Source organism: Brasilonema angustatum, from assembly GCF_059505445.1.
Genome location: NZ_JCACKO010000012.1, coordinates 43,292 through 66,229, shown reverse-complemented (window position 1 = coordinate 66,229; position 22,938 = coordinate 43,292). Strand labels below are relative to the sequence as shown.

Annotated in this window: 21 protein-coding genes; 2 read left to right on the top strand and 19 right to left on the bottom strand. The window is 40.6% G+C overall.

Annotation, left to right across the window (positions count from 1 at the left end):
* Nucleotides 1-2: 2 nt before the first annotated feature.
* The gene (locus AC5JM2_RS03120) at nucleotides 3-218 is read right to left on the bottom strand and encodes a hypothetical protein (RefSeq protein WP_495833456.1); all 216 of its coding nucleotides are present in this window, start codon (nucleotides 216-218) and stop codon (nucleotides 3-5) included.
* A 928-nt stretch (nucleotides 219-1,146) separates the two neighbouring features.
* Entirely contained in the window at nucleotides 1,147-1,530 is a 384-nt protein-coding gene (locus tag AC5JM2_RS03115; RefSeq protein WP_495833455.1) for a hypothetical protein, read from the bottom strand.
* 238 nt (nucleotides 1,531-1,768) lie between these two features.
* Here AC5JM2_RS03115 and AC5JM2_RS03110 point away from each other — a divergent pair, with 238 nt between their 5' ends.
* The gene (locus tag AC5JM2_RS03110) at nucleotides 1,769-4,300 is read left to right on the top strand and encodes a hypothetical protein (protein ID WP_495833454.1); all 2,532 of its coding nucleotides are present in this window, start codon (nucleotides 1,769-1,771) and stop codon (nucleotides 4,298-4,300) included.
* A gap of 367 nt (nucleotides 4,301-4,667) precedes the next feature.
* On the opposite strand, the gene AC5JM2_RS03105 is transcribed toward AC5JM2_RS03110, so the two are convergent.
* The 6 genes from AC5JM2_RS03105 to AC5JM2_RS03080 are packed head-to-tail and all read right to left on the bottom strand — an operon-like array spanning nucleotide 4,668 to nucleotide 9,147.
* The gene (locus AC5JM2_RS03105; protein ID WP_495833453.1) at nucleotides 4,668-5,042 is read right to left on the bottom strand and encodes a hypothetical protein; all 375 of its coding nucleotides are present in this window, start codon (nucleotides 5,040-5,042) and stop codon (nucleotides 4,668-4,670) included.
* Complete coding sequence (locus tag AC5JM2_RS03100) at nucleotides 5,042-5,350, bottom strand: hypothetical protein (protein ID WP_495833452.1); 309 nt, start codon at nucleotides 5,348-5,350, stop codon at nucleotides 5,042-5,044. Before AC5JM2_RS03100 ends, AC5JM2_RS03105 begins: the two co-directional genes overlap by 1 nt.
* Nucleotides 5,351-5,378: 28 nt before the next feature.
* Nucleotides 5,379-6,524, bottom strand: coding sequence for a major capsid protein (locus tag AC5JM2_RS03095; protein ID WP_495833451.1), 1,146 nt, complete (start codon nucleotides 6,522-6,524; stop codon nucleotides 5,379-5,381).
* 12 nt (nucleotides 6,525-6,536) lie between these two features.
* On the bottom strand, nucleotides 6,537-6,968 hold the full coding sequence (locus AC5JM2_RS03090) for a hypothetical protein (RefSeq protein WP_495833450.1): 432 nt from the start codon (nucleotides 6,966-6,968) through the stop codon (nucleotides 6,537-6,539).
* Between the two features lie 11 nt (nucleotides 6,969-6,979).
* Nucleotides 6,980-7,648, bottom strand: a complete 669-nt coding sequence (locus AC5JM2_RS03085; RefSeq protein WP_495833449.1) for a hypothetical protein — start codon at nucleotides 7,646-7,648, stop codon at nucleotides 6,980-6,982.
* Between the two features lie 38 nt (nucleotides 7,649-7,686).
* A complete protein-coding gene (locus tag AC5JM2_RS03080) occupies nucleotides 7,687-9,147 on the bottom strand; it encodes a hypothetical protein (protein WP_495833448.1) in 1,461 nt (486 codons plus the stop codon).
* Between the two features lie 566 nt (nucleotides 9,148-9,713).
* On the opposite strand from AC5JM2_RS03080, the gene AC5JM2_RS03075 reads away from it, so the two are divergent.
* A complete protein-coding gene (locus AC5JM2_RS03075) occupies nucleotides 9,714-11,711 on the top strand; it encodes a DUF4114 domain-containing protein (protein WP_495833447.1) in 1,998 nt (665 codons plus the stop codon).
* 315 nt (nucleotides 11,712-12,026) lie between these two features.
* Here AC5JM2_RS03075 and terL read toward each other — a convergent pair whose 3' ends face one another.
* From terL to AC5JM2_RS03020, 11 genes are all read right to left on the bottom strand, one after another.
* Nucleotides 12,027-13,556, bottom strand: a complete 1,530-nt coding sequence (terL, locus tag AC5JM2_RS03070) for a phage terminase large subunit (protein WP_495833446.1) — start codon at nucleotides 13,554-13,556, stop codon at nucleotides 12,027-12,029.
* A complete protein-coding gene (locus tag AC5JM2_RS03065; RefSeq protein WP_495833445.1) occupies nucleotides 13,510-13,941 on the bottom strand; it encodes a helix-turn-helix domain-containing protein in 432 nt (143 codons plus the stop codon). The genes terL and AC5JM2_RS03065 overlap by 47 nt, the downstream gene beginning before the upstream one ends.
* A gap of 89 nt (nucleotides 13,942-14,030) precedes the next feature.
* A complete protein-coding gene (locus AC5JM2_RS03060) occupies nucleotides 14,031-14,945 on the bottom strand; it encodes a hypothetical protein (RefSeq protein WP_495833444.1) in 915 nt (304 codons plus the stop codon).
* Nucleotides 14,946-14,958: 13 nt separating this feature from the next.
* The gene (locus tag AC5JM2_RS03055; RefSeq protein ID WP_495833443.1) at nucleotides 14,959-15,993 is read right to left on the bottom strand and encodes a DUF932 domain-containing protein; all 1,035 of its coding nucleotides are present in this window, start codon (nucleotides 15,991-15,993) and stop codon (nucleotides 14,959-14,961) included.
* A gap of 91 nt (nucleotides 15,994-16,084) precedes the next feature.
* Entirely contained in the window at nucleotides 16,085-18,013 is a 1,929-nt protein-coding gene (locus AC5JM2_RS03050; protein ID WP_495833442.1) for a hypothetical protein, read from the bottom strand.
* 456 nt (nucleotides 18,014-18,469) lie between these two features.
* Nucleotides 18,470-19,843, bottom strand: a complete 1,374-nt coding sequence (dnaB, locus tag AC5JM2_RS03045; protein WP_495833441.1) for a replicative DNA helicase — start codon at nucleotides 19,841-19,843, stop codon at nucleotides 18,470-18,472.
* Nucleotides 19,844-19,847: 4 nt separating this feature from the next.
* Nucleotides 19,848-21,038, bottom strand: coding sequence for a helix-turn-helix domain-containing protein (locus tag AC5JM2_RS03040; RefSeq protein ID WP_495833440.1), 1,191 nt, complete (start codon nucleotides 21,036-21,038; stop codon nucleotides 19,848-19,850).
* Nucleotides 21,031-21,309 (bottom strand): hypothetical protein, encoded by a 279-nt coding sequence (locus AC5JM2_RS03035; RefSeq protein WP_495833439.1) that lies wholly within the window; start codon nucleotides 21,307-21,309, stop codon nucleotides 21,031-21,033. Before AC5JM2_RS03035 ends, AC5JM2_RS03040 begins: the two co-directional genes overlap by 8 nt.
* A gap of 133 nt (nucleotides 21,310-21,442) precedes the next feature.
* Nucleotides 21,443-21,631 (bottom strand): hypothetical protein, encoded by a 189-nt coding sequence (locus AC5JM2_RS03030; protein WP_495833438.1) that lies wholly within the window; start codon nucleotides 21,629-21,631, stop codon nucleotides 21,443-21,445.
* A 522-nt stretch (nucleotides 21,632-22,153) separates the two neighbouring features.
* Nucleotides 22,154-22,453 carry an IS1/IS1595 family N-terminal zinc-binding domain-containing protein gene (locus tag AC5JM2_RS03025; RefSeq protein WP_495833437.1) on the bottom strand — a complete coding sequence of 100 codons (300 nt, stop codon included), beginning with the start codon at nucleotides 22,451-22,453 and terminating at the stop codon, nucleotides 22,154-22,156.
* An 85-nt stretch (nucleotides 22,454-22,538) separates the two neighbouring features.
* Nucleotides 22,539-22,937, bottom strand: a complete 399-nt coding sequence (locus AC5JM2_RS03020) for a hypothetical protein (protein WP_495833436.1) — start codon at nucleotides 22,935-22,937, stop codon at nucleotides 22,539-22,541.
* Nucleotide 22,938 lies beyond the last annotated feature (1 nt).

The window sequence follows — 22,938 nt, the reverse complement described above, 5'->3', positions numbered from 1 at the left end:
GCCTAAGCCAACTCCTGCTCAGGTAGCGTGGGCTGAACCTCCGGCAGTTGTAGGTCAATTGGACACCCAACAGAATGATTGTTCACTTCAACTCGTAAGCTTAAAGGTGTGACTTGCACAGTGACGCTTCCATCAAACTTTGCTAGTACTGCTAACAGGGTAGTGAGCAAAGCTAAATAGGTAAAATACCTAAAGTTATAGTTGTTTAGTGGATTCATTTTTTCCTTCCAAATGATTAATTTCTTTGTTGTGTTGGTTGCTAGAGACAAAAAAACGGATGCACGAAGCTTCAGCTTCAGCACCCGTCGTGGTTATTCCCATCGATGAGCTGTTGGCAGAGATTGATTTCTTTAAATTGTTCGGAACCACTCTCATGTCAAGCGTTCAGCTCAAAAATGCATGAGGTGGAGCTTTATGTCATTACCCCTCTCTGAAGAAACTGAAATGTTTCTTTACATCCATTGGGAATGCGATTGCGCGGAGCGCAGACGCAATCATGCGTATCGCTTTTCTCGGACGCTTTTATCACTTTCGGAAGAGAATAATCTAGAATGCTTACAGCATAAGACTTTTACTAAAAATCTTGATTTCAGCCATTCTGGAACGAAAATAAACGCTCAAATCCTCGCTCTATCTACAGTTGAAAATTTGGCTCTTGTTTTTATTTCCCTAGAGTGACAGAAGCTGTTCACGGGCGAAGTGCTATCGCACCGCTTTGCTAACGTCTCTGATGGATGTAAAGAAACCTTGCGATTTCTTAGGAGAGGGTTACTCTGAAGGGAGTGACAAACACCCTGTAATTTTTACCAGGTAAGGAATAAAAGCTACTCTGCCATAAGAGAGATATAATTCAATACAGTTCAGTTAAGGCTAAAACTCTTTGTCAAAGTTAATTTTTTTAACGAACCGCAGAGGCGCAGAGAGCGCAGAGAGAAGAAAAGAGAAGAGAAAAAATGCTTAACTGAACCGTATTGAGATATAATTCAAGTCTGGCGCTTGTTGAGTCTATTCTCAATAGTTAGAGGTTAAAAACCTAATTTTTGGTTGAATGGTTCCGTTAAACAGGTTTTATTGTTTTCTACGTTATTTCCTCCAAACGCTTACATAATAAGCTTCCATGTCACCCCCTCAGGTCATTACCTCCAATCAACAAGGCTTTATTCCGTGGACTACCGATGGCGAAAACTGAAACCCGTATCGACTGTCATGTCCACGATGCCATATCATGATAGTTGCATAACCTTGCTGTAGACAAAAAGTCTCAAATAATGCACTATCAAGTTTTGCCAGAACCTGTTCCACGGTTTCTAGATTTTCCCGCTGTCTAGACAGCGGAGTCGTTTTCCAGACAGCTAGGTCTTGTGGCGAAATCAGGAAATTTTGAACATTCCCACAGCGACACTCGACTTTGTACTGACCTTGACTAAGGCAACACCGGATTTCTAGAAATCCGGTGTTATTAACTTGTTTAAACCTAGCTATCTTCTCTTCGCAGTAATTGAGAAAATTCTCAACTGCTTTGGGAAGCATAATTTACTCGCAATCTGTAAATAAGATATACGTGTCAATATTAAACAAGTCTAAAACTCTATTTTTGTATTTTAAGATACAAAATGAGAGATTTTTTCTGAAATATTGTGAATTCCAATTAACATGTTAATTATGAATTCAATTTAATCTATATTTATGTACTTAAAGTTACAAAAAATAAATATATTTCAGATTTAATGTCAATAGGTTTTACATTTAGGTGCGTGCAAGAAAGGGTATGAGCAGAGAAAACGTTGGAGATCAAGAAGCACTAAGGGAGATGCTCCACTTCTTCCTAGATAAAATGGGAGCAACGCAGGTGGAACTTTCGGAAGGGATGGGTGTTAGCCGACCAGTTGTGATTAATTTTCTGAACAAGGAAAAGGAACGGTTGCCGGTTGACCGTGAAGGCTTGATCAAACTGTGCGAGAATCTTTATAAGCGTAAGGTATCTAAGAGGAAATCAAAAACAGAGAGTGAAAAAACAGAAGAAATAGAATCTAATCCTGACGAGCTACGAAAGCTGTTAGGAGAGATTGGAGCTGACGAACTGCTTGAGTCTGCTGGTTTCTTACCAGAAAAAACTAGGATTATTCGGGTTACCTCAAAAAGGTTTTTTCAAGTTGCTCAAGTAGCTGCATTGCTTGAGTTATTGGAATTTGAAGATTTACTATCCACAACCCAAGAGTTCTTGGCGATCGCAAGCAATAAGATCGCAATTGCAAGTCATAAACTTTTTCAGGAGCATTCTGAGTATCACGAGAATGATTCCCTAATATATCTGATTGAGAACCTTTGGAAATCTCGCCTAACACTGGGCTTAAAACTAAGACTGGAGGTGATTGAGAAGCTGCGGCGAACCTGGGAAAGACTTAAAACTGGAGGCAAGACAAACTTCACTCGGCAAGAGGCAATTGCGCTTTTCCGTAGTATTACTGTCCAGGAGCAAATGTCCAAAGATCTAGCTAATTTTCATATTAGAGTTCAAAAATTGGAATTCCAAACTTTATCCCAGTCCATCAATCAGGAAGAGGAATATAGCGATGTATACCGTAGGTTCGTACAGATCGGTTATCAGGCAGAGCGCAATCTAAATGCTCCGGATGTATGCTCAACAATGGAACTAGAAACACAGTCCCTAGATTCGCTCAATCCAGTGATTAAGGCAGCAGTAACTTGTAGTTTTAGTCTAGATGGTAGAAAGAGTGAACTTCTTGAATGGATGTATACCTCTAGCAACACAATGGTGGAGAATGCAATCGGTGCCTGTAGCTTACACATAGGCTTGACTAAGGAGGTCGCTAACATTACCCTATCAACAAAAACCCTGGACAGCAGTATTGACTCCCTGGTTGAAACGACGGTATTTCTGGGAAATCAGCAACAGTATCAGGGGATTTGGGTTGACCGGGACTCGATGATTACTATGCTGCAAGCGATTGTTTGTGCTGCAAAGCAATGGCTTGCAGATAAGAACTTAAGTGGCGAACTAAATTTAGAGATTTATGATTCAACATGCAAAGTTCTTTCTGAATTGAGAAAGCGATTAACCAGAGTAAGGATAGCTTTTCAGAACTTTCAGTTTCTTGATCAAGAATGCGAGTCTGCCGAGATTAAGAGAATTGCTGATACAGCTAGAGATGAATTGAAGAAAATTCCAAAGCAAAAGATTTACTTTCCATATCGACTCAACTTCTACCGCTGCTATTTCATCGCAAAACGATTGGAGCTAAGGCTGTCAAATTTCCAAGGTAACATTATTAATGCAAAACGGCTCATTCAAGAAATTAAACAAGTTCTTGAGGAAGACCAGGAAGTAAAAGAAGAGCTTGTTCCTATCCAAGCTTTAATTCACTCAGAAGTCTATTTGTATGAACTTTCCTGTGGACATAAGCCAGAGTTATTTGAATCCAGCAGCAGGGGCAAGTGGCTTGAATTAGAAGAATGGAATAATAAAATTAGAAGTGCAATTAAACCAGGTTCTTGTTATAAAGACCCTGGTTTGGATGTTTATCAAGCCTTGTCTGAAATTTATGGGAATGCTGCCCGAATAGATTTTTACCTTTGCAATGATAAAAATACACTTGAAAGAACCGCAGAATATTTTCAAAGAGCAGCTTACTACGCATCACGTATTGGTTTGACTCAGCGAGTATCTCGATGGCTAGCTTTAGCAGGACGAGTTTGGGTCAGACTTGGAGATAATAATCTATCAAGACAGACACTCAAATTTGCTGATAAACTTGCTAGAACTGATTTAACAGCTGGTCACAGTCATAATTTTTGCCAAGCTGTTCTTTCAGAAATTCATTTGCTTGATGGGGAATATTCGCTCTTAATTAATGATGACGCTACTAAAGCTTTAGAGCGTTTTTTGGAGGCACTTAAGGGGTCTGTATATTTAGGCTTGAACCGCCGAATTTGTGATGCGCTCTTCAATATTTCCAGATGTTCAAACAAGCTTAGTAACTTCAGCACCAAGGAAGGACTTAGCAGGGTCTTTAAAGAAGAAGATCACTTAAGTGAATTAAACAAAAGCAAACTGAATCCAATGAGTAACCACACGTCTGAAAAAGTTTTAGATTTGCTATGTAACCTATGGAATAGAGAAGATAATCCTACCTGGTTTCAAGTGCGGCGTGAATTTTCCGATCTCGCTGCACAGACTTGGCAGGGATGGCATTGTGATACATCTGAGTCTGGAGCAACAACGAAACACCCTATTGCCGAGCGTATTAAAAGCGGATCTTGGCTTTGTCAAGTTAATTGAGTTATATCCGCTAAAACTCCTCCTATCACCTGGGCAACTTTTCTAGGAGTTAACTTAGTAATCGATTTTTGCCAAGGTTGATTTTTGGGTTGTGTGCGCTGCGGCGAGCGCTCTTCTTTGACACTCCCGGCGAATGGGAATTCGCCGGGAGTGTCAAAGAAGAACCCATACTTGTCCCTGTGATGTTGGTGAGTCAGCGCTGCGGGAGGGTTTCCCTCCGCATGCGACTGCGAACCCGATAGCCGTAAGGCGTGGCGTTAGCCATAGGGTGACAACATCCGAAAATCAAACCGGGTTGGGTAGCTTGGTAAGTTCTAAAACCGAAAACTTACCCAACTTCTTATATTGTAAAAAACAGCGATCACTGTCACAACCTATTAGGCAAAAAACTAAAAGTTTGCGAGTAGTCATCATCTGCGATCGCCCACCCCTCATCTGGTGCAATCACCCCATTTGCCTTGTCATACAAAGCTTGGCGACGACGCAAGGCAGCTATAACTGTGGATGGGTTGCCCATCTCCGTGCGATCGTGTTTCTTAATGAAATATAGCTCAGGATTTTGCTCTAGCCACATAGCAGCAGCTGAGTAAACACGGTAAGCAGTCGTGCCGTCCTTTAAAATGCCTGCTGTTTCTTCTAAGATATTAATTGCATCATTCATGCAACTCTCGTCATACAAAGACTTTATTGAGGGGATACAGCTAAATTGTGATAGTGCTTCCCCTATATCCCCTATAGTCATTATGATGTTCCTTTCTTCTTGCGGCTAGTAGTCGTTGTGGTTTCTTCAGCTGTTGTTTGTGCTGTTTCTGTGTTTTTAGTTTCTTCCTCCTTTTCGATAGCCGTCTGTCCTTCTGTTACCACCAACGGGCTGCCTTGAGTTCCTCCTTCTGTAACGGGTGACACCACCACAGATTCACTCGTTTCCTCTCCCTGAGATAACTGAGCATAAATGCCCTGTTCTTTAGCTAAATCATCCGGTATCTCGTCCCCTGGATGATAAAGAGTTCTTCCTATGAGAAACGTCTCACTAGTATTGTTTGTAACCATGATTGTAGGTTGTGCAAATTTGTACTACCTATGGAGTTGGATCAAGGATTTGCCATGCACGAATAGCGTTGTAGTCTAAAAGCAACGGGAAACGGTTCGTATAAGCTTCTCCGTAAACTCCAACTGGTTTTAGCTCGCTAGTTTTAACGGTGATTACTGCGCCTGGTTGTGTTTGCCCATCACAAATGCCCTCGCCCACATATCCTAGTGTATCGTTTATCAGTTGGCGCTTTAAATCTCGCTCATCTGTGTAATCAATGATTTCAGTATCGCGTCCAGTTGCGCCAATCAGAACTAGATAGTTTTCAGGGAAATAGCGTGATGTTCCTGTTTGTGTCCGATACCTGCGGTCATATCGGGTAAAAGGTGGTAATCCGTTTGCTAGAAGCTGGGCATTCAACTGAGCATCACTAACTTGAGTGATTGTTTGTTGTAGGTTTCCTGATGAGTTGATGATAATGCTACCACCAGCTGCTAAGACCATTGGATTTTGAGAAATCACGCCAGCAATCTTTGAGGAACCAATCAACGCTCTTGGTTCATACCCTTGGTTTTGTAAGGAAATTCTTCCAGATACTAGGTATTGGATGATTGGGTTGGTTGTCTGACTATAGAAGCCTGTGGGTGCTGCAACTGTTCCAGAAGGGACGGTGACACGGTTACCAGGGTCAGAAGGAAAATCAACTGTGAATGGTGCGCCGTCCATTGGAGTAACAGTCACCTGTCCCAATGCGATCGCCTGACTCCTCTGCAATTCCGTCTTTGCTTCTAAACTCAGTCTCAGGTTGTTAGTCAACCAATCCCTAATTTTTGCCTCTGCAATAGAACTATCACTCCCATTGAGCATCTGCCCCAGTGTTTTTAGTTCTGAACCGTCGTACTGGTCAGCAATGTCTATATGACTCAATGCGACTGCCATAGACAGCCCTTTTGCTTGTTTCTTAATTTGTGGAGGAGACAGAGGACTTGAATCGTTAGCTATCATCTCACCAACTACCCTCATGATGTCTTCAACGATGTAGTTAGTATCTTTTTGCACAACAGGAAGATAATTAGCTAGAAGGAAAGGACGTGCAGGTGTACCAAATTGCACCTCTGGTTTTCTAGCAATGAGATTCAGTAAATCAGGTGTAGCGTATTTTCTGATAAATTCTAAGATAGATGTAATATCCATTGATACCTTCCCTTACGGTAAAGCACGACGTAAAACAAAGAATTTCCCTACAACTGTTCTTTGTGCCGCTGTCAGAGTAGCCCACTCTGGCAAGTAATTGTAGTAAAGGATATTACCGCTATTGCCTGCGATCGCATCAGTTAAATTATCAACTGCCACGTCTAGAATGTCATGGAAAATCACCGCTAACTCTGTGACTGTGGTTGGGTCTGCAATCCCGCTAAACTTGACCCACGAAACAGACGCCGGATCAGCTGATGGCGTCCCTATCCTAGCCACCAATGTCCCACTAACAGCGGGTCTTTTCCCGTCACTTCCTGCTGTAAAGGTTGAAGCATCAAGCTGAATACCACCTGGTAGAGTGATTTTGCTTGAAACAATGGATGTCCCTAACCAATAGGGACTAGTTGTTTGCACTGTCCCAAAATATACGCCAGGTTTCATTATCCACCACCTTAATTTGTTGAAGGAAATCTATAAAGGTTCGACAAAGCGTCAGCTGCTACTTTCACATGGTCTCTCTTTTTGCTACCGCCTTTCATGCCCCCAGTAGGAACTTTGCTTTTCTGTTGCTGCTTCTTATTCTCGGTATTGGTGTTGTCTTCCTCATCATTGTTGTCTCCCCCGTCCTCTTCTTGATTGTCCAAGACAGGATACAAGGCACTTACCATCCACCTACCTTGAGATTCAGCATACTCTTTGATAGGTTTACCATCTACAAGCACCTTATTACCCTCTAGCTTGACCTTGGAGGCATCTAAAATTCCTTTATTGAGGAATTGGGTGAAAGCTTCCCCATCTATCCCTAGTTCCTTTACAGCACTAGATAGACGTGTTGCCTCTCTATCTGCGATCGCCTTGTCCCGCTCTTTGGTAACCGCTTCTAAGTCCTCTTCTGTCTTGGTTAACTTTTCTTTAAGTCCCTTGACTGTCGCCTCTGCGTCCTTCCCTTCCTCACCCAACAACGCATTTAAACGGCTAATCTGCCCTTCTGCACGGGTAAATTTAGACTTCCAAGCGCTTGCTTCTTTGTCTATGCTGACAACACGTTCACGAATAGCATCAGCGATTTCTTTGCCTCCTTCCGAAGACTCAATCCTGATTAACGCTTCTTCATAATTCATGGGTTGCGCAAATTTAAACTACCTTATCCTATCATTGTTCAAGAATTTGATGGTGGTTCATTTTTGCGCTCTGATTCAATTCGTTGAATTTCTGCGTTCTCGTCATCTGTATATCCAAGCAGTGCGATCGCTGTTTGCCTTGACATTAAACCAGCCTGAAAGAGTTTTATAATCTCGTCCTGCTCTTCTGGTGTCGGTTTTCCTGGATTGATAATAATCTTGACATTTATAACAATTTGTTTATAAATATCAACTGGCTTACCAAGCATAGCTTGATTGATAAGTAAAGCAGTCATGAATGTGGACGATAAAAAACTTGAGAGTCTTTCAGCATCTTTCTGCAAAGCAACAATAAAGTCATTTCGCATTTCTGCGCGCGATCGCCCAGACAAAATTAAATCTTTAGCGATGAGATGACCCAAGTTAGCAGCTGTGTAGATAATAGCAATAAAGAAATTTGCGGAGGTGACAAAAGCAGAAATATCAATTGGTTGATCTACGTGTACACTAGGGTTAGTGTATCCTCTTGTCATCCCAGTTTCATCCTTAATTGGGATACCACCGATAAAGTTGACAATTCCCGGTGCAACAACTATCTTGTTAGGGTCAAGCTCAAATTCGCGATCGCCTGTCTCCTCATCTTCAACGAACTTCCCCGGTGGTTTTGCATTCACATAAGTTTTCGCATAATTACTTAAATCGTTGTTGCGCGGGATCATTGTTGCAGCATGGGAAAGAGCATTTTGGGCTGATTTCATTGTTGGGGTGATGAATGGACGCCGCCGGATTTCTTGTATCGCTAATTCCCCGTTTAAGTCCAAAACGATAGATGGTTTCTCCTCTTCATCTATGGCTTGCCCTATGCTGTCCACATAGGTAATCATAGCCATTCCATCAGGCGAAAGCTTATGTACCTCTACATATTCAATTTCTGTCTCTTTCCCTTTCTCGTTCAGTATTGTTTCTGTGAAAGTATAATGTATCTCTTGCGGTTTGCCAAAGTAATTCCGTAAAATCACTGTGACGCTACCTGGCAAGGGACTGTGTATGATGATGCGATCGCCCTCCTTGCATATCCGCAAGTAAGCATACCCGTCAATCATCACATCTAGTTGAGCCTGATAAAAGGTGTCATGCCCATCATCAGTTATAAGCTTTTTCGAGACTTGCCATAAACTGTTACAAAAATCTGTAACTTCTTGATTGACTGTCTCTGTAATTTCAATGCTAGAATTAGTTGCCCCAGCTACTGAAAACGCTGGTGACTTGCCAAAAAGGGCATCTGCATAATGGTTAACACATTCTTCAATCAGGTTCACATCTTGAAACATATCGGCGATCGCTTGATTCACAACTCGCCCTTCTTCTGTCTCTCCCTTCCCACGAATTCCTATCCAGTATTGAAACAAATTAGATTCGTAGTAGTTTCTGTTATCTTCTACTAAATTTCTGTGTAAATAATCCCGTTCATGCTCACGAGCAAAGTTAGGCTTGATCATAGTCAGATCTCATGGGGTGTACAAATTTGTATTACCTTCTAAAGTACACCAGCCATGCCGTTGCGATGCAGAAGCCGCCACTAGGCGCTCATAATGTCTGTATACTAGTAAAAAACCAATATTTTCACGCAATATTCATGAAAACATTGGTTTTTTTGAAGATTATATAAAGGTATCATCTTTTTTTATAAGTACTTTTTAATACATTAACTATAAAAACGTTTTTACGCACAAAGCTATCACCTGTTGGAGTAAACATTTTCTTTTAGGGAGATTCAATAAAAAAATATCCAACCTTCAACAACGGGACTACGACTAGTTAACGGGTTTAGGCTGTTTCCCGCCCTTCGGGCGGGAAACAAGGTTGGATATTTTTTTCTTTGTAAGTGCCTTATCAAAAAAACCATTTTAAGTGACTCCGCTAATATAGATATTACTTTTAATGTAATAAATACAACTTTAATACTACTTATAAAAGATTTAGAGATAAGCAGTAAAGAAAAGCACATTTTTCTTCTTATGTAACAATGCTTAATAGATATCCACATGTAAATAGAGTTACTATTATGCTAAGTGAGACCACAGAGAACGCTCTGGATTTGAACGGCAGTGCTGGCAATGCTTTTAATACAGATTTACAGTCAGAAACAATCTCTGGTAGCTACTCAAACGGATTAAGATCTGGAGTTTTTCAAGTTGGAAGCACTGGTAAAGTGAGTTTCAGAAACGAACTTCATAACGCAGCGTATGAGTCAGAGGTAGCAATCATAAAATTTAGTGGTTTAGAAAACTATGAAATAGGATCGAATGCTTTTACACAAGAAGCTACTAGACGAGCGTTGAGCAATTCAGTATTCGGTCACATCATAATTTCTGACTCAACAGAACGCACAAGACTCACTGGAGATTCTAATAGGCGTAAGGCTGGAAAATACCTGGGAACTCAAACCTTTGACATGACGCCTGGAGATCTGGTTATTTTCATGCTATTTCCCAATTCCAGGGCAAAGGACGTATTGACTAATCCTAATAGCGAAGAAGAAAAACCTTTCTATTCCGTGAAAGAATTAAATCCTGATAAAGCTTCCCATTTTACGCTCTTTAGAAGAACCCTAAGCAGTGGTTCTGTTTTTGCTGTTGAAGATTTACTTGAAGATGGAAATAGTGATAGAGATTTCAATGATAATGTTTTTTATACACAAGGATTAATAGGAGAAACAGAACCTTTTGATAACTTAATTAACCCGTCTCATAATTGGCGCAATTCAGAAGTAGGCGAGGAACTTCTCTATGGGAATCTTAATCCTCCCCTGTTGTTAGATCGGGGAATAATACTTCCAGTTGGTGGACCTTTTATAGATTCAGTAAAGGAGAATGTTTCTATTAGCAATATACCTAACCAAGTCAAAATAGGAGATAAAATAACTATAAAAGGGAAAACAAAAGAGCGAAGTTTGAATTTTACAATAGAAAATACTAAACTAAAAATAGATAACTTTGAATTAAAAGATGATAATTTTGTAGTTAATTTGAACTTTCCTGATAACTTCTCTCCAGGAGAGTATCTCTTGAATATTAATAATAGTAATAATCGCTCTATTTATAGTTCAACAATCAACATACAAGATCCAGAAGAAACACAAGAACCGTGGAAGTTGGATCTTCATAAAAACTATGAATTTTTGGCTAAAGTTGCTTCTTATAAAGATGAAGACAAAGATATTACAGATAGCGGTTATTCAATAGATAGCACATTTAAAGATTCTTTTACGGGCTTATATGCATTAGGATTGATTTCAAAAGAAGACGGAAAACCACCAGTACTATTATTTCGTGGTACAACAGTTACAGATTGGGGTGATATCAGCACTGATCTTGAACTTAATGGAGTTGGGTACAGTCAATTTTTTGATAGTTATGATCCTAACAGAGAAAGTTTAAATGACAAAATAGAAAATTGGCTCAAAAAAGTGGCTATTAATTTTGGAAAGGCTGACATAGTTGGTCATAGTTTAGGAGGGGCACTAGCACAGCGTACAGCAGTGGAGTTTCCAGATTTGACAGGAAGGACAGTTACGTTCAATTCTCCCGGAATTGATACTCGTTCAGTTAGTAGATTTAAAGGAGATTCAAATAAAGTATTTCACTACATTGAGCAAGATGATACAGTTTCGCGTGCTGGCGAGGAATTTATACCAGGTACAGTTGTTAAAGCATCTGATCGACTTCTACTAAGCGGAATTCCAATTAAACCGATATTATTTGCGTTAGGATTTACGACAATTCTTGTGAATGACTTTATTATTAATCCACATAAAGAAATCTTTTTATCTAATGATGAACGCTTTCAAAAAGAAAAAATTTCAATAGATAGCCTTAATAATTTAAATTGGAATGGCTATACAGGAGCAAAACGTAGTAGTTGGGAAGACACTAGGAAGAAATCAGGAACTGGGTACGAATCAATAAAAGCAGTAAAGAATAGTATTAGTAGTTTTTTGGTTAGGGATAATTCTCTCCCATATGAATATCAAACAACAATCCCTATCATACCAATTATTTAAAACATAAAAGTGAGAAATATTCAAATATTACTCTGTTTATGAATTAGGCAAAATCAAAATCATTGAAATGTTCATAATTAGAATTTAGTGGCTCATGAACTTGTAGTACAGCACCACTGATGAAAATCCTTACATAGCACGTGAAGGCGAACCAGATGAAGATGTTAAAATAATTGGCATTTATTCATCTGGGTGCAAATCTCTCTTTTCTTCTTTTAAAAACTAAAACCTTTATTTGACAATAGTTTCAAAATGCTAGGTCATTTTTTGGGGTACTTTTGTACCCCAAAAGTTTCTGAGTACTTTTGCTTAAAACTACCTAGTCCCATAACTGTAGCCAATGGTCGGGTATTCTTGATTGGCGTCTTCTCTACGCCACTTGTCCAAGTAGTAATATATTAACTGAGAAGTTGCATCCACTTGATCATCTGAATCGTAATCGGGAAAAGCTTCTAACTCTGGTTCATACTCAGAGAGCCAAGCCGCACCCTCCCTTAGCCAAACATTTTTACTTTCAAATGTTGGTGCGATCGCCTCTGCTCTTGCTTTCTTGGATGATTTAGGATTAATCCCAATAATACCAGGAAAATCAGCCCTCAAAGTTTGAATAATCGCTGCCCCATTTGCTTTAGCTTCTACTAGTTTCGCGGTTATAGGTTTCCCCAATTCTGCACCCCACTGCTTGAGGTTCTTTTTTATCGCTTCTTGTGTTTTAGGAAATGTCATCCTTTCTCTTTGCTGACTCCACAAGTAAAAATTAGGACGACAAATCAGCCAACATTGAATCACCACATAACTCGCAGTATCAGTCACAGAACCAAAGCTTGCATCTACGCTAATTGCAGGTGCAAAACGCTTAGGAAGAGTTGTAAAGTATTGCCAGTTGCTTCTAAAGATACCGCCTCCCTTGGCGTATGGTTCTTGTCGGTAACGGGAAGCATACATATAAGCTCCTAGTGTCCGTCTTGCTTCCTCATCTTCTTTTTCACCAAACCTTTCTGGGTGTAATAGCTCGTCCGGTTCACGATGCTTAATAACTCGTCCGTCCTTTGGAGATTTCATATCAATAGCTATAGGCGATCGCACTGGCAGCTTAAGATATGTATAATCCTCTGCAAGCTCCCTCAGTATGTACCCACTAACATCCTCAACATTTGTCCTCTGTTGAACAACGATGATTGGGGTGTTCTTAGGATCGTTTCTGCGTCCCACAGAGTAGTCCTTAAACTTGCGTAGCGTCTCCGTGCGAACTTGCTTAGACTCGCTAGTAACTGGATTATTGGGATCATCCACTAAAATCAGATTTCCACCGATTCCTGTCACAGAACCGTCAAATCCTCTTGCATACATCGTTCCTTTATAATTGTTGCTAAACTCGGAAATACGGTTTTTATCTATCTTTAACTCTATTCCTGGGTTAAGCCTTTTGTACCATTCAGACTTTAAAATATCGCGCCTCATTTGATTATGATCGTTAGCCAGAACCGAACTATAAGAAAGCCCTAAAATATCTTTCTCTGGTTTCCCAATCCACACCCAACACGGGAAAGCAACCGAGATTAACTCTGATTTGAGCGATCGCGGCTGCACATTAATCAATAGATTTCCTATCCTGTTAAAGTAAACCTCTTCTAAGTATTCAGCTAACAACAATAAGTGCCAATTCTCGTACAATCTTTCCGTGGGATGCAAAACTTTCCAAGCACCCAAAAAAAACTTATAAAAACTATCTATCTGACTCTTCTCTGACTCTGTTAACTCAGGAAACTCACTTATATTTTCTGCTTCTTCCCATCGCTTAATTTTTTTCCGCGACTGAATACGAGCCTTGTGCAGGATTCCCATTAAATTTCTCCTCTATGGCTTCTAGACGCTCTTCTAGGTCAATTTCTCGCCAGCTTTTGAGATTGTCCAGGATTGCGATCGCCGCCCTTATCCTCCCCTGCTCCGTCGCCTTTGTATCCCCTACCACCGTGCGTAAATAACCTATAGCTGCTCTCCCAGCTTCCACAACCTCATCAAGTACTTGGATAGAAGTTTCACGAACAGTGAGCCGTATTGCATTCTTGAAATTTTTATCAGTCCTCCATTTTTCTACTGTGCGATGCGATACATCTAACTCTTGAGCAACCTCTGCAATACGTCTTCCTTGAGCAAATAGGACAATTGCTCTTTCTTGTTTCGGTGTAAAGCCTTCCATCACTACTTTGCCCTTGAGCACCTCCAACATAATAGCTCAACAAAGATATAAAAGGGTAGTACAAATTTGTACCACCCTCGCAATTCTCATCTAACTGTATTCTTGATACTTTTAAAAAGTCAGGGTTTTGCTGCTTGTGGATCATAAACATCATAAGCAAGTACCAAATCCGGATGCTCATACACCTTCAAAGATAGTCCTAGTCTGGCGATAATTTCAGCCATGTCTAAGTCATTGATATTAGAAGGTAATTGGAATGCTTTGCAGACTTGTACCTTAGTCCAGGCGTCCAAGGAATCATAATCACATAGGTCATGTAAGTCCTGTATCCTTTGCTTTGCTTCCGAGTTAAGAGGGATGCAGCTGTAGAAGAATGATTCAGTCTTCCTGTCAATGAGATTGACGTTTTTACTAGAAGGTATATCCTCCTCAGTATCCTCTCCTGATTCATCCTGTTGCAAATCCTCAGTTTCTTCGTCCTCTTCTTGCCTTAGTAACTTACTTTCCTGCGCTTCATTAGCTATTTTGCTATCAAGCCAGGTTTCAAAATCCTTAACCCCAGCAAAGAGAATTTTTTCAGATTCAAGACCATCTTTAGACGCGGTAATACCCTTTGCTGACCTAGTAATTTTGTAACCAAGTTGCAAGGCATCTCTTTGTAATTGAGCGAATGACACGCCAGTTGATTGAGTCTTGGGTTTAGCAGGTACTTTTGCTTTTGTGGCTTCAGATTCTTCGCCCTCTTCTTGCTTTAGTAACTCGCTTTCCTGCGCTCCATTAGCTATTTTACCATCAAGCCAGGTTTCAAAATCCTTAATTCCAGCAAACAGAACTTTTTCAGGTTTCAGACCATCTTTGGACGCAGTAATACCTTTTACTGACTTAGTAACTTTGTAACCAAGTTGTAAGGCATCTCTTTGTAATTGAGCGAACGACACACCAGCTGCTTGAGTCTTGGGTTTAGCAGGTGCTTTTGCTTTTGTGGCTCTGGTCTTTTTAGCTGTAGTTTTAGTTGTAGATGTAGATCTAGGCATTGATTTTTCCTTTTTAGTAATAAATTCCTATACTTATCATTTGTTGTTTTTGTTGCTGCTTTTTTGCTTTCTCTACCAAGCTTAGGTAAAAAGCATTGACAAGCTTGGCGCTCTTTCCTTGAATTCGGCTTTGTAAATAAGAGCTAGATGACACATCACCGCTGAAATGAGTTTTATAGGCGGTTAACGCCTGCAATATGCCGTAATAAGTCTGATATGCACTCAAGGTATTCATCCCCAAATCTACGCCTTGTAAAGCTAACACCTCATCCATCTCACCCTGGAAAATGGAGAAGCAAGCTTTAACGATTGGTTCTTGCTTATCATCCGGTTTTTTGGAACTACCTAGTAAATGCTTGAAAAGTTGAAAAGCTTCCCCTGGCTTAACGGGTGTACTAGCTAACAACTTTAAGTTTTCGCGGTAAGAGTTAATCTGTACTTTTAGCGACTCAAGAAGAGTAGAGACATACTGGCGATCGCCTATATGTGACTGAATGTGTTTCATAGTTTCTACCATCCCACGGGTAAGAACAGTCATCCCATTTGTACAAATAAGTCGCTCTGCCATCGTCAGGAATCCACTACCTCTACCATACGTGTGATAGTTGTAAGCAAGGACACGCATAACAGTTACGTCATCCTTGTCTAACATGAATACCCCGTTTAAATCCTCTGGGACAAGTGCAGTTATAAAAACCATATTCCCCAAACTAAACTGATCTTCCCCGCTTGGTAGATAACCAATTCTCTCAATTTGTAACCCGTTGCGATCGCAAAAGTTACTAAAATCGCTTAAGAATCTCCTGTTTTGATATGGTTTCCAGTCATTCGATGAGTAGGTTAAGTCCTGCATAGTGTCGGTTCTGTAGACAATTGACCGCCCCCTAGACTGCACCTCCTTACCTACCTTATAACCATAGAATGGACGTTCTACAACAACCTCCCAATTTAAGCCAGATTTGTCTAGTATTTCATCTATGGACATACCTGGGGAAACTTCAACTCCCGCACCTCTAAATAATGTTTCTGGATCACTTTTGTGGTTCATACTCTCATCTGCTTGACTTTAATTATTTGACTTTAATTAAATGACAAATGATTTTTGGTAAGGGTGTGCAAATTTGTACACCCTGCCCACATTACAAATAAAGAGATTTCGAGGAGGAAGTTTCAAGAATGCATCGGGCGATCGCTGTAGCTTTAGCGAAACGGCTATCAGGTGAACAATCATCAATGAATTGGTCATCTATGCGAGATTCCCACAACTCGTTACTTAATTCATGGACAGAGAGCTTATGCCCCATGAATATCTGTTCATTATTTTCCCAAGGGAGATTAAATATTTGAGAGGAGATGGTGGAAGAAATCGGTTGTGGATACCAAATCTGACCACGCGCACCAAAAATCTTGATAAACTGGTCAATGCGGTCGCCTACTGAGTCATAGAACAAGAAAACGGAGTTAATGCGGCTATTCTTCGCCTCACGGGTTTCTACCTCCGGTTCTTCAGTAAGAACCGCGTCTTCATTTCCGGTCAGTTCTTTAACCTCTCGTAGCCTAGCTTCTTTCTCCTTTTTCTTGCGGTACTCAAGATATTCACCTGGTATAAAATCGATTCTACCAAGGTAAGTCATTGCAATAAACTTGTGGTCAGCAATAATGGGTTGAGTCCGCTGGTTGTTGAGTACTCCCGATTCAGCAAGCACGAGAACACGGTTAATGTGATTCTTCCTGATTTCGCGGTCAATAGCCTCAAAGCACGCGCCTTGCTTTGAGTAAAGAATATTTGCCCATACATTGCCTTCAACTTTTGTTTTAGGGTCTAAGGCATTTTCTCTAATGGTGATATGATTTTTAGCTGGTACTCGCTTAGTGAGGTCAGCAAACATATCTGTAGTTATACCCTCCTCACCAAAGACATCTTGAACCATCTTGAGGATGTCTTCAGGTGTCATGTAATTGTCTGAAGGCTGATCACTGTAACCTTCATATATCTTGATACGTTCCTCTTGAGTTTCTAAGGTCTTTTCTCCGATCTGTTGTATTGCATTTTCACGCTTAACATCGGCGATCGCCGCCTTCACATTGACCTTTTTAGCGCCTGCCGTGGGGACTGCTTGAATTCTTGCAATAACTTGCTGTGCAACATCATTGCCCTCTTGCTCAGCAAGTCTAACAATTTCATGCCCAGCATTGATTGATTTGTTTGTAATTTGCTTTAAACCCGTTGCTAACTGCGGGTGAGTTGCTTGCACTGAGTCAGCAAAAGTATTTACCTTCTTAGCTGTCCTCGCACTACCGGAACTACCAAACCCGGCTTGTCTTGCTGATTTGTCAGCACTTCTAACCCCTTTATCCTCATCCTTGTTGAACTCAATAACAGTAGGGTCGTCCTCTGATGCCCAGCGGGAGGAAGCGCCAGCAGACATTCTTTGTCTTGCTCTACGTTCCTCAATAATTTTGTAGAGATCCCACTCTTTCAACTTTTGCTCAACTGTCTTCTGTCTTTGTCCAGCATTGTCTAATAACAATGCTTTCATTTCATCATCTTCATTGACATAATGACGAACTCTGACAGGGAGTCTAGGGAATTTCAGGCGATCGTATTTCTGATTTAATAAACGTGCAACATGAGTACGTCTGTTACCCTTAACTACCAAACCTTGGACGTTAATTTCAATTCTAGATACCTCTGGCTCATTAACATCCATAAACTTGATGAGGTCACTGTAGTTTTCTTCCCCATAAACCTCTTTGTTCTTGGGATGTTCTCTTACCAGTTCAATGTCTATGTCAATTTCTGTTGTTCCGCCTTCTCTAAGCAATTCTTTTAAATCACCAGAGTCCTCATGATAATTAACAACTGCCCAGGTAATAGCAGCTTCTTTGTCTTTCAATAGTCCTGATGAAAACGCTAGGCGACCATCTTTAAAAACCACAGGATGATAAAGCTTCTCTTCTGTTTTTTCATCTAATAACTCTCTTACTTCTATCAAGTAACGAGTTCCTACCATTTTTCGCCATGCTGTTTTAACTGTCTCCTTTGATGTCTTTGACGCGAGCGCCATGACTTAACTTTCTCCATATCTTAGTATCACAAATAGTATAGCCTTATATGAAAAAAGGGGTGTGCAAATTTTCACAACCTTTTTTTAAATACCAAGATCCAAAGATAATGGTTTAGTGGGACTTTGTAAAAAACTAGGCTTAAAAGAGTCGAAATCCTAGAACTGGCAAGGATTTTACATCAATTTAGCGCATACCCTATTGTCACTGGGTTTGAAGCACTTTTACCAAAGTTAACGTATTTGCTTTATCCACTAAGGCTTTGAGGTGGTTTTCATCCCAGAAAGTTCTAAAGTCCTACGCTTAAGCAAGGTTGTAGTACGGTTGAGTTATGATTTAGGAATAGGTCTCCTTTGAAACTTTAAAAGTTAGACCTTTCTCTATATCTTAGAAACGTTTAAGTACAGGATACTTAAACGTTTTTTCTGTTTTGTGTTAAGAGAAATTTAATGTAGTTTTCATCTTTTAATTAAGTTTTTGAACCTGGAAAATTGAGGTTCAAACAACAGTTTGACTGTCCCAGTTGCACCATTACGATTTTTGAGCACAAGGATTTCTGCAATTCCACGGTCAGGTGAGTCTCCATTGTAATACTCATCTCGGTAGAGAGCCAATACAACATCTGCGTCTTCCTCAATGCGTCCTGAGTCTCTAAGGTCACTTAGGACTGGTCGCTTGTTTTGACGCTGTTCTACCCCACGCGACAGTTGAGACAGCAAGATAACGGGAATCTCATATTCTTGGGCTAGCAACTTGGCACGGCGCGTAATTTCACCGATGATATAGACCAAGCGTGGGTCACTACCATCAGCCATCAGCTGCAAGTAGTCCACAGCCAAGATACAGAAATCACCGTATTGCATCCTGCGGCGTTTAAACTCGGAAGCGATCGCACTCCATCCGCTGGTAAACTTGTCACAGATACACATCGGAGCGGTAGTGAAATCATCCATAGCCTGTAATATTTTTGTCCACTCATATTCTGAATATCCCCCAAACTTTAATCTATCTGAGGAAATTTCTGTTATTGCAGAAAGTATCCTGGATGCAACTTGACGTTTATTCATTTCTAAGCTGAATAAGAAAACATTCTCCCCTCTTGCTTTAGCAATTTTATACAACGTATACTGTAATAATGCTGACTTTCCCATTGATGGACGCCCAGCAATAACGATTAAGTCACCTCTGCCAAAACCACCTGCTAGCATGATATCTAGGTCATAAAAACCTGTTGGGATACTAGCGACATTTTCTTCACCTTCATTCAAGCTTTCTAAGTAACTGAAATAGTTAATACCAATTTCTTGTAAGGATTGCGTCCTATTGTCTTCTTCTTGGGCTTCTACTCTGACACTTGCGATCACCTCATCGAATTGTCTCAATTTATCCTCTGGGCTAATTGTGTGATCTTCCGCTATTTGCGCTAAAGTACCAGGTATTTCTCGTATTTTTCTGTCTTGGTAATATTTTTGGACATACTCAGCATTGATGTCCACAGTAACAGCACTCACTACTGAATCCATCAAGCCTACTAAAAAGCGCATAAGGGACATATGCCCACCCAACTCAGGCAAAGCATCAATTGACACTAACTTATGACGCATAGATATCAGATCAGGTAATTTGTTATCCTCTTGATACACACTGAACATTGCGCAATAAACTTGACGGTGTTGCTCAGAAACAAAGTATTCTGGCTTAACTTTGTCTACTACCATCTCAAATACCGATGGGGCTAGTAGAATTTGACCTAATAGTTCTCTTTCAGTTTGGATAGCCAAGGCAAACCAGTACTCAAAGCCTTGAGCTTCCATTCTTTCATCATTTGTCATTGCTTTAATTCTTATTTCTCAAATGTCTGTACTTCGCGTTTTTGGCTCTTTGCATCAATCGCTCTTTCAGCGCTGTAGAATCGATAGGTGTTAACGCTTCAATCTGGGGAAGTTCCTCTGCAACTAATCGTTCACGAGTGGCGATCGCAACTTCCGTTTTCTCTTTGCGCTCCAGAAACGCCTCCCAAGCCCCCAAAAGTTCCTCTGGGGTGTTTCTATGCATTCGGGAAAGAGAGCGCCTTGCATCGCCTTGCATGGGCTTCTCCTTGCGTTTCTCTCTCCACTCTGGACTCTTGGCTAGTTCTTCCTGCCAATATTTCACAAACTCAGGTTGGAACTCTTCCTTACTCAATCTGTACGGTGGCAACTCTTGAGGTTGCAACAATGCATTATTTATAGCAGATGCATTATGCGAAGTCGTTACGGCTTTGCGGCGTGGCACGGGAAGTTTGTCCTCTTGAGTTGACGTTGTTTCGTTTGAGTTGACGTTGTTGAGATTTTGGTCAGAGGGGGTAACTGTGAATTGGCTCTCTTGCTGCTTTGCATTTTCTTGAGAAGAGAGAGAAGGCGCGGCGCAAAGCGCCGCGCCTTCTCTTTCTTTTGGATCTAGTTTTATGGATCTAGTTAGTGTCCTTGACTCGACACCACGTGGTTCCGACTCGGAACTACCTTGAGGTGGTGCTGACTCGGAACTACCTAGTGCTGACTCGACACCACGTGGTTCCGACTCGGAACTACCTTGAGGTGGTGCTGACTCGGAACTACCTAGTGCTGACTCACGAGTTTTTTTCTCGTTTTTCTTTTGGTTTGGGCGTTTTTTGTGAGATAAACCAGATATTTCCTCTGTTTTTTCCCTCCAGCTAGATGGAGGTGTTAAAACGTACAAATTAGAGACTTTTGCTGCTGTATCCGCGTATGGTCTTTCTTCTTTTGTAAGTAAGCCATACTCAATTAATTCTTGAACTGATGCGATCGCCTTTTTCTTTAAAGTTGATTCGTGTCCTTCTGGAAATGAGCCTTTGAACGCTTTAGCCAGCTTTGTGTAGGATGGGAAACATTTCCCCTCGGAATTAGCGTATTTCTTTAATTCTGCGTAAATTCTAAAGGCTTCCGTTGTCAAAGGTATTTCTAAGATTCGTAGGTCAATAATGACAAAGGGGTGATGACTGCGATCTTCGATTTTGTCGTTAGTCATTGCGAGCCTCCTTTGGAGGAGCTACGCTAACGCTTCCTTTGTTGAATTCTGAAACAAAGAAAGCAACTGAGCCTAAATCAGCATCGTCTGTTTGTGCTATACTCACCAATTCAGCATCGCTGTTCTCGCAGCATACAACAGCCAATCTGGCAATTAAAGTTTTTGGGAAGAAATTAGGGTTTACACCGTACGCTTTTACTTGCTTTTGTCTTTCTTCACTAGTACAAATGACTATTCCCTGTCCCCCAGGAACAGAGTTATAATTAGACATGAAAGTCTCCTTTTTGTTGAACGTTGAACGAAAGTCTCTTTTTTGTTAAAGAACAACGATTGAGCTTTTACTCGCACGAAGGGGAACACCCTTTGGCAGTTCGGACCTGCTGAGGGGTTTAAATTTTAAAGAGCTACTTGGCTTGTTCCGCCTTTTGCTTAGCGATTTCCTGAGCGTGTAACTTAAGGGCGATCGCTCGTAGTTTCTCTTCAAGATAAGCAGGAAAACGCATTGTCTTCGTGTCAACCTTCTTACCTTCGGCATCTCGCCAAATGCTGTAATTTTTTGGTAAGTGATCTGTTTCTGGGTTTTTGTTTGGCATATTTTATCACCTCCTGTCACTATTTTAAGGAATGGAGTGTGACAGTGCAATACATTTTGTGGCATAATTCACCCACCTATCAAGCACTAAGATGTATAATTGACCACTGTATTGAACTTCCAAAACGTAACCCTTGAGTGTAGCAAGTAAGTAAGGGGTTACACAATCTTGCGCAACCCTTCTTAATCATTTTTTTATAGTACACCAGTACTATAAAAGCTTGTTTTTATACTGAAGGTAAGTTGTTTTCTGCTATCTAACTAATGTGTCAAAAACCCATAACATAAGCAGCAAACTTGTTCTGCTCTTTCATGTTCTAGGTTGTTTTAAGCGCCTTCCTCAGAATATCTGCTTCCTTGTGTCCCGATGTTTTGGCATGGGTTAACCTGGGCGTTCTTGGTTGTCTGTATTATAAATGTCTCCGCCAATCTGCTGGCTTGAAACTATCTCGGTATCCGCAAGCTCTAAAGCTTCTGGAAGTTTTGCTAGAGTCAGAAGAAATCGATAATTTTATAAAAACTTTTATTGTGCAACCTCCCGAATCGGAAAAGAAAAGTTCTGCCCACACTCTTTACATATCCACTTTTGATGAGGCTTACCACCTTTTGTGGTTATCCCATTTTTCTTAACACTACCTTGCAAGCAGTTGGGACAAGTGATATCTCTTCTTTCAGGACGCCCAACAGGATTACCCGTCCAAGATAACTTACAATTCCTACAGACCCATCGCTGTACCCCACTTTCTGATTTTCCCTTTGATACTACCCACGGGCGATCGCAGATAGGTTCTGCGTGTTCTCTTCCTTGATATGTCCTAACCATTTTTTCTCATAATATTGGCTAAATATGGTGTTAGTCTGTTAGTAATCTTCATTATTGATATTTTCTTTATTATAACTTCCCCATATTAAAAAGTAGGAGGGTCTAAGAGAAAAACTTGGAAGGCGATGCTCCTTAAACCGTCACCCATTCTCGCTGTCATTATCAATACATAGGTTAACTCAAAGTCATACGTTTCCAACAAAGTCAATATTTCCTCTGTCCTTTCTGACAACCACTCATGAGAACTTTCCAAAAGCACATAGCTGACTGGTACTGGCTGCAAGTCTTCTATAGTACCGTTTTCCCAACTAGCTAGAGAAGATGTTAAATCACACAAGACAGCACCTCTACCCTTAAACTTTTCAGCAAGGGCGATCGCCCTTGCTTGGTTACAAAGAGATGGTAAGTGCAGAACCTCTTTGACAAAGTATTGAAACTTGTTATAAGGGTTGTTCAAATTTGCACAGCCGTTTAAAGTGCTCATC

Bases quoted from the DNA above. Each gene is read 5' to 3' on its own strand.
- terL (WP_495833446.1), bottom strand. From the start codon at position 13,556: ATGGGAATCCTGCACAAGGCTCGTATTCAGTCGCGGAAAAAAATTAAG.
- AC5JM2_RS03105 (WP_495833453.1), bottom strand. From the start codon at position 5,042: ATGACTATAGGGGATATAGGGGAAGCACTATCACAATTTAGCTGTATC.
- dnaB (WP_495833441.1), bottom strand. From the start codon at position 19,843: ATGACAAATGATGAAAGAATGGAAGCTCAAGGCTTTGAGTACTGGTTT.
- AC5JM2_RS03075 (WP_495833447.1), top strand. From the start codon at position 9,714: ATGCTAAGTGAGACCACAGAGAACGCTCTGGATTTGAACGGCAGTGCT.
- AC5JM2_RS03085 (WP_495833449.1), bottom strand. From the start codon at position 7,648: ATGAATTATGAAGAAGCGTTAATCAGGATTGAGTCTTCGGAAGGAGGC.
- AC5JM2_RS03090 (WP_495833450.1), bottom strand. From the start codon at position 6,968: ATGAAACCTGGCGTATATTTTGGGACAGTGCAAACAACTAGTCCCTAT.
- AC5JM2_RS03025 (WP_495833437.1), bottom strand. From the start codon at position 22,453: ATGGTTAGGACATATCAAGGAAGAGAACACGCAGAACCTATCTGCGAT.
- AC5JM2_RS03110 (WP_495833454.1), top strand. From the start codon at position 1,769: ATGAGCAGAGAAAACGTTGGAGATCAAGAAGCACTAAGGGAGATGCTC.
- AC5JM2_RS03050 (WP_495833442.1), bottom strand. From the start codon at position 18,013: ATGGCGCTCGCGTCAAAGACATCAAAGGAGACAGTTAAAACAGCATGG.
- AC5JM2_RS03030 (WP_495833438.1), bottom strand. From the start codon at position 21,631: ATGCCAAACAAAAACCCAGAAACAGATCACTTACCAAAAAATTACAGC.
- AC5JM2_RS03065 (WP_495833445.1), bottom strand. From the start codon at position 13,941: ATGTTGGAGGTGCTCAAGGGCAAAGTAGTGATGGAAGGCTTTACACCG.
- AC5JM2_RS03100 (WP_495833452.1), bottom strand. From the start codon at position 5,350: ATGGTTACAAACAATACTAGTGAGACGTTTCTCATAGGAAGAACTCTT.
- AC5JM2_RS03060 (WP_495833444.1), bottom strand. From the start codon at position 14,945: ATGCCTAGATCTACATCTACAACTAAAACTACAGCTAAAAAGACCAGA.
- AC5JM2_RS03055 (WP_495833443.1), bottom strand. From the start codon at position 15,993: ATGAACCACAAAAGTGATCCAGAAACATTATTTAGAGGTGCGGGAGTT.
- AC5JM2_RS03115 (WP_495833455.1), bottom strand. From the start codon at position 1,530: ATGCTTCCCAAAGCAGTTGAGAATTTTCTCAATTACTGCGAAGAGAAG.
- AC5JM2_RS03035 (WP_495833439.1), bottom strand. From the start codon at position 21,309: ATGTCTAATTATAACTCTGTTCCTGGGGGACAGGGAATAGTCATTTGT.
- AC5JM2_RS03040 (WP_495833440.1), bottom strand. From the start codon at position 21,038: ATGACTAACGACAAAATCGAAGATCGCAGTCATCACCCCTTTGTCATT.
- AC5JM2_RS03020 (WP_495833436.1), bottom strand. From the start codon at position 22,937: ATGAGCACTTTAAACGGCTGTGCAAATTTGAACAACCCTTATAACAAG.
- AC5JM2_RS03080 (WP_495833448.1), bottom strand. From the start codon at position 9,147: ATGATCAAGCCTAACTTTGCTCGTGAGCATGAACGGGATTATTTACAC.
- AC5JM2_RS03120 (WP_495833456.1), bottom strand. From the start codon at position 218: ATGAATCCACTAAACAACTATAACTTTAGGTATTTTACCTATTTAGCT.
- AC5JM2_RS03095 (WP_495833451.1), bottom strand. From the start codon at position 6,524: ATGGATATTACATCTATCTTAGAATTTATCAGAAAATACGCTACACCT.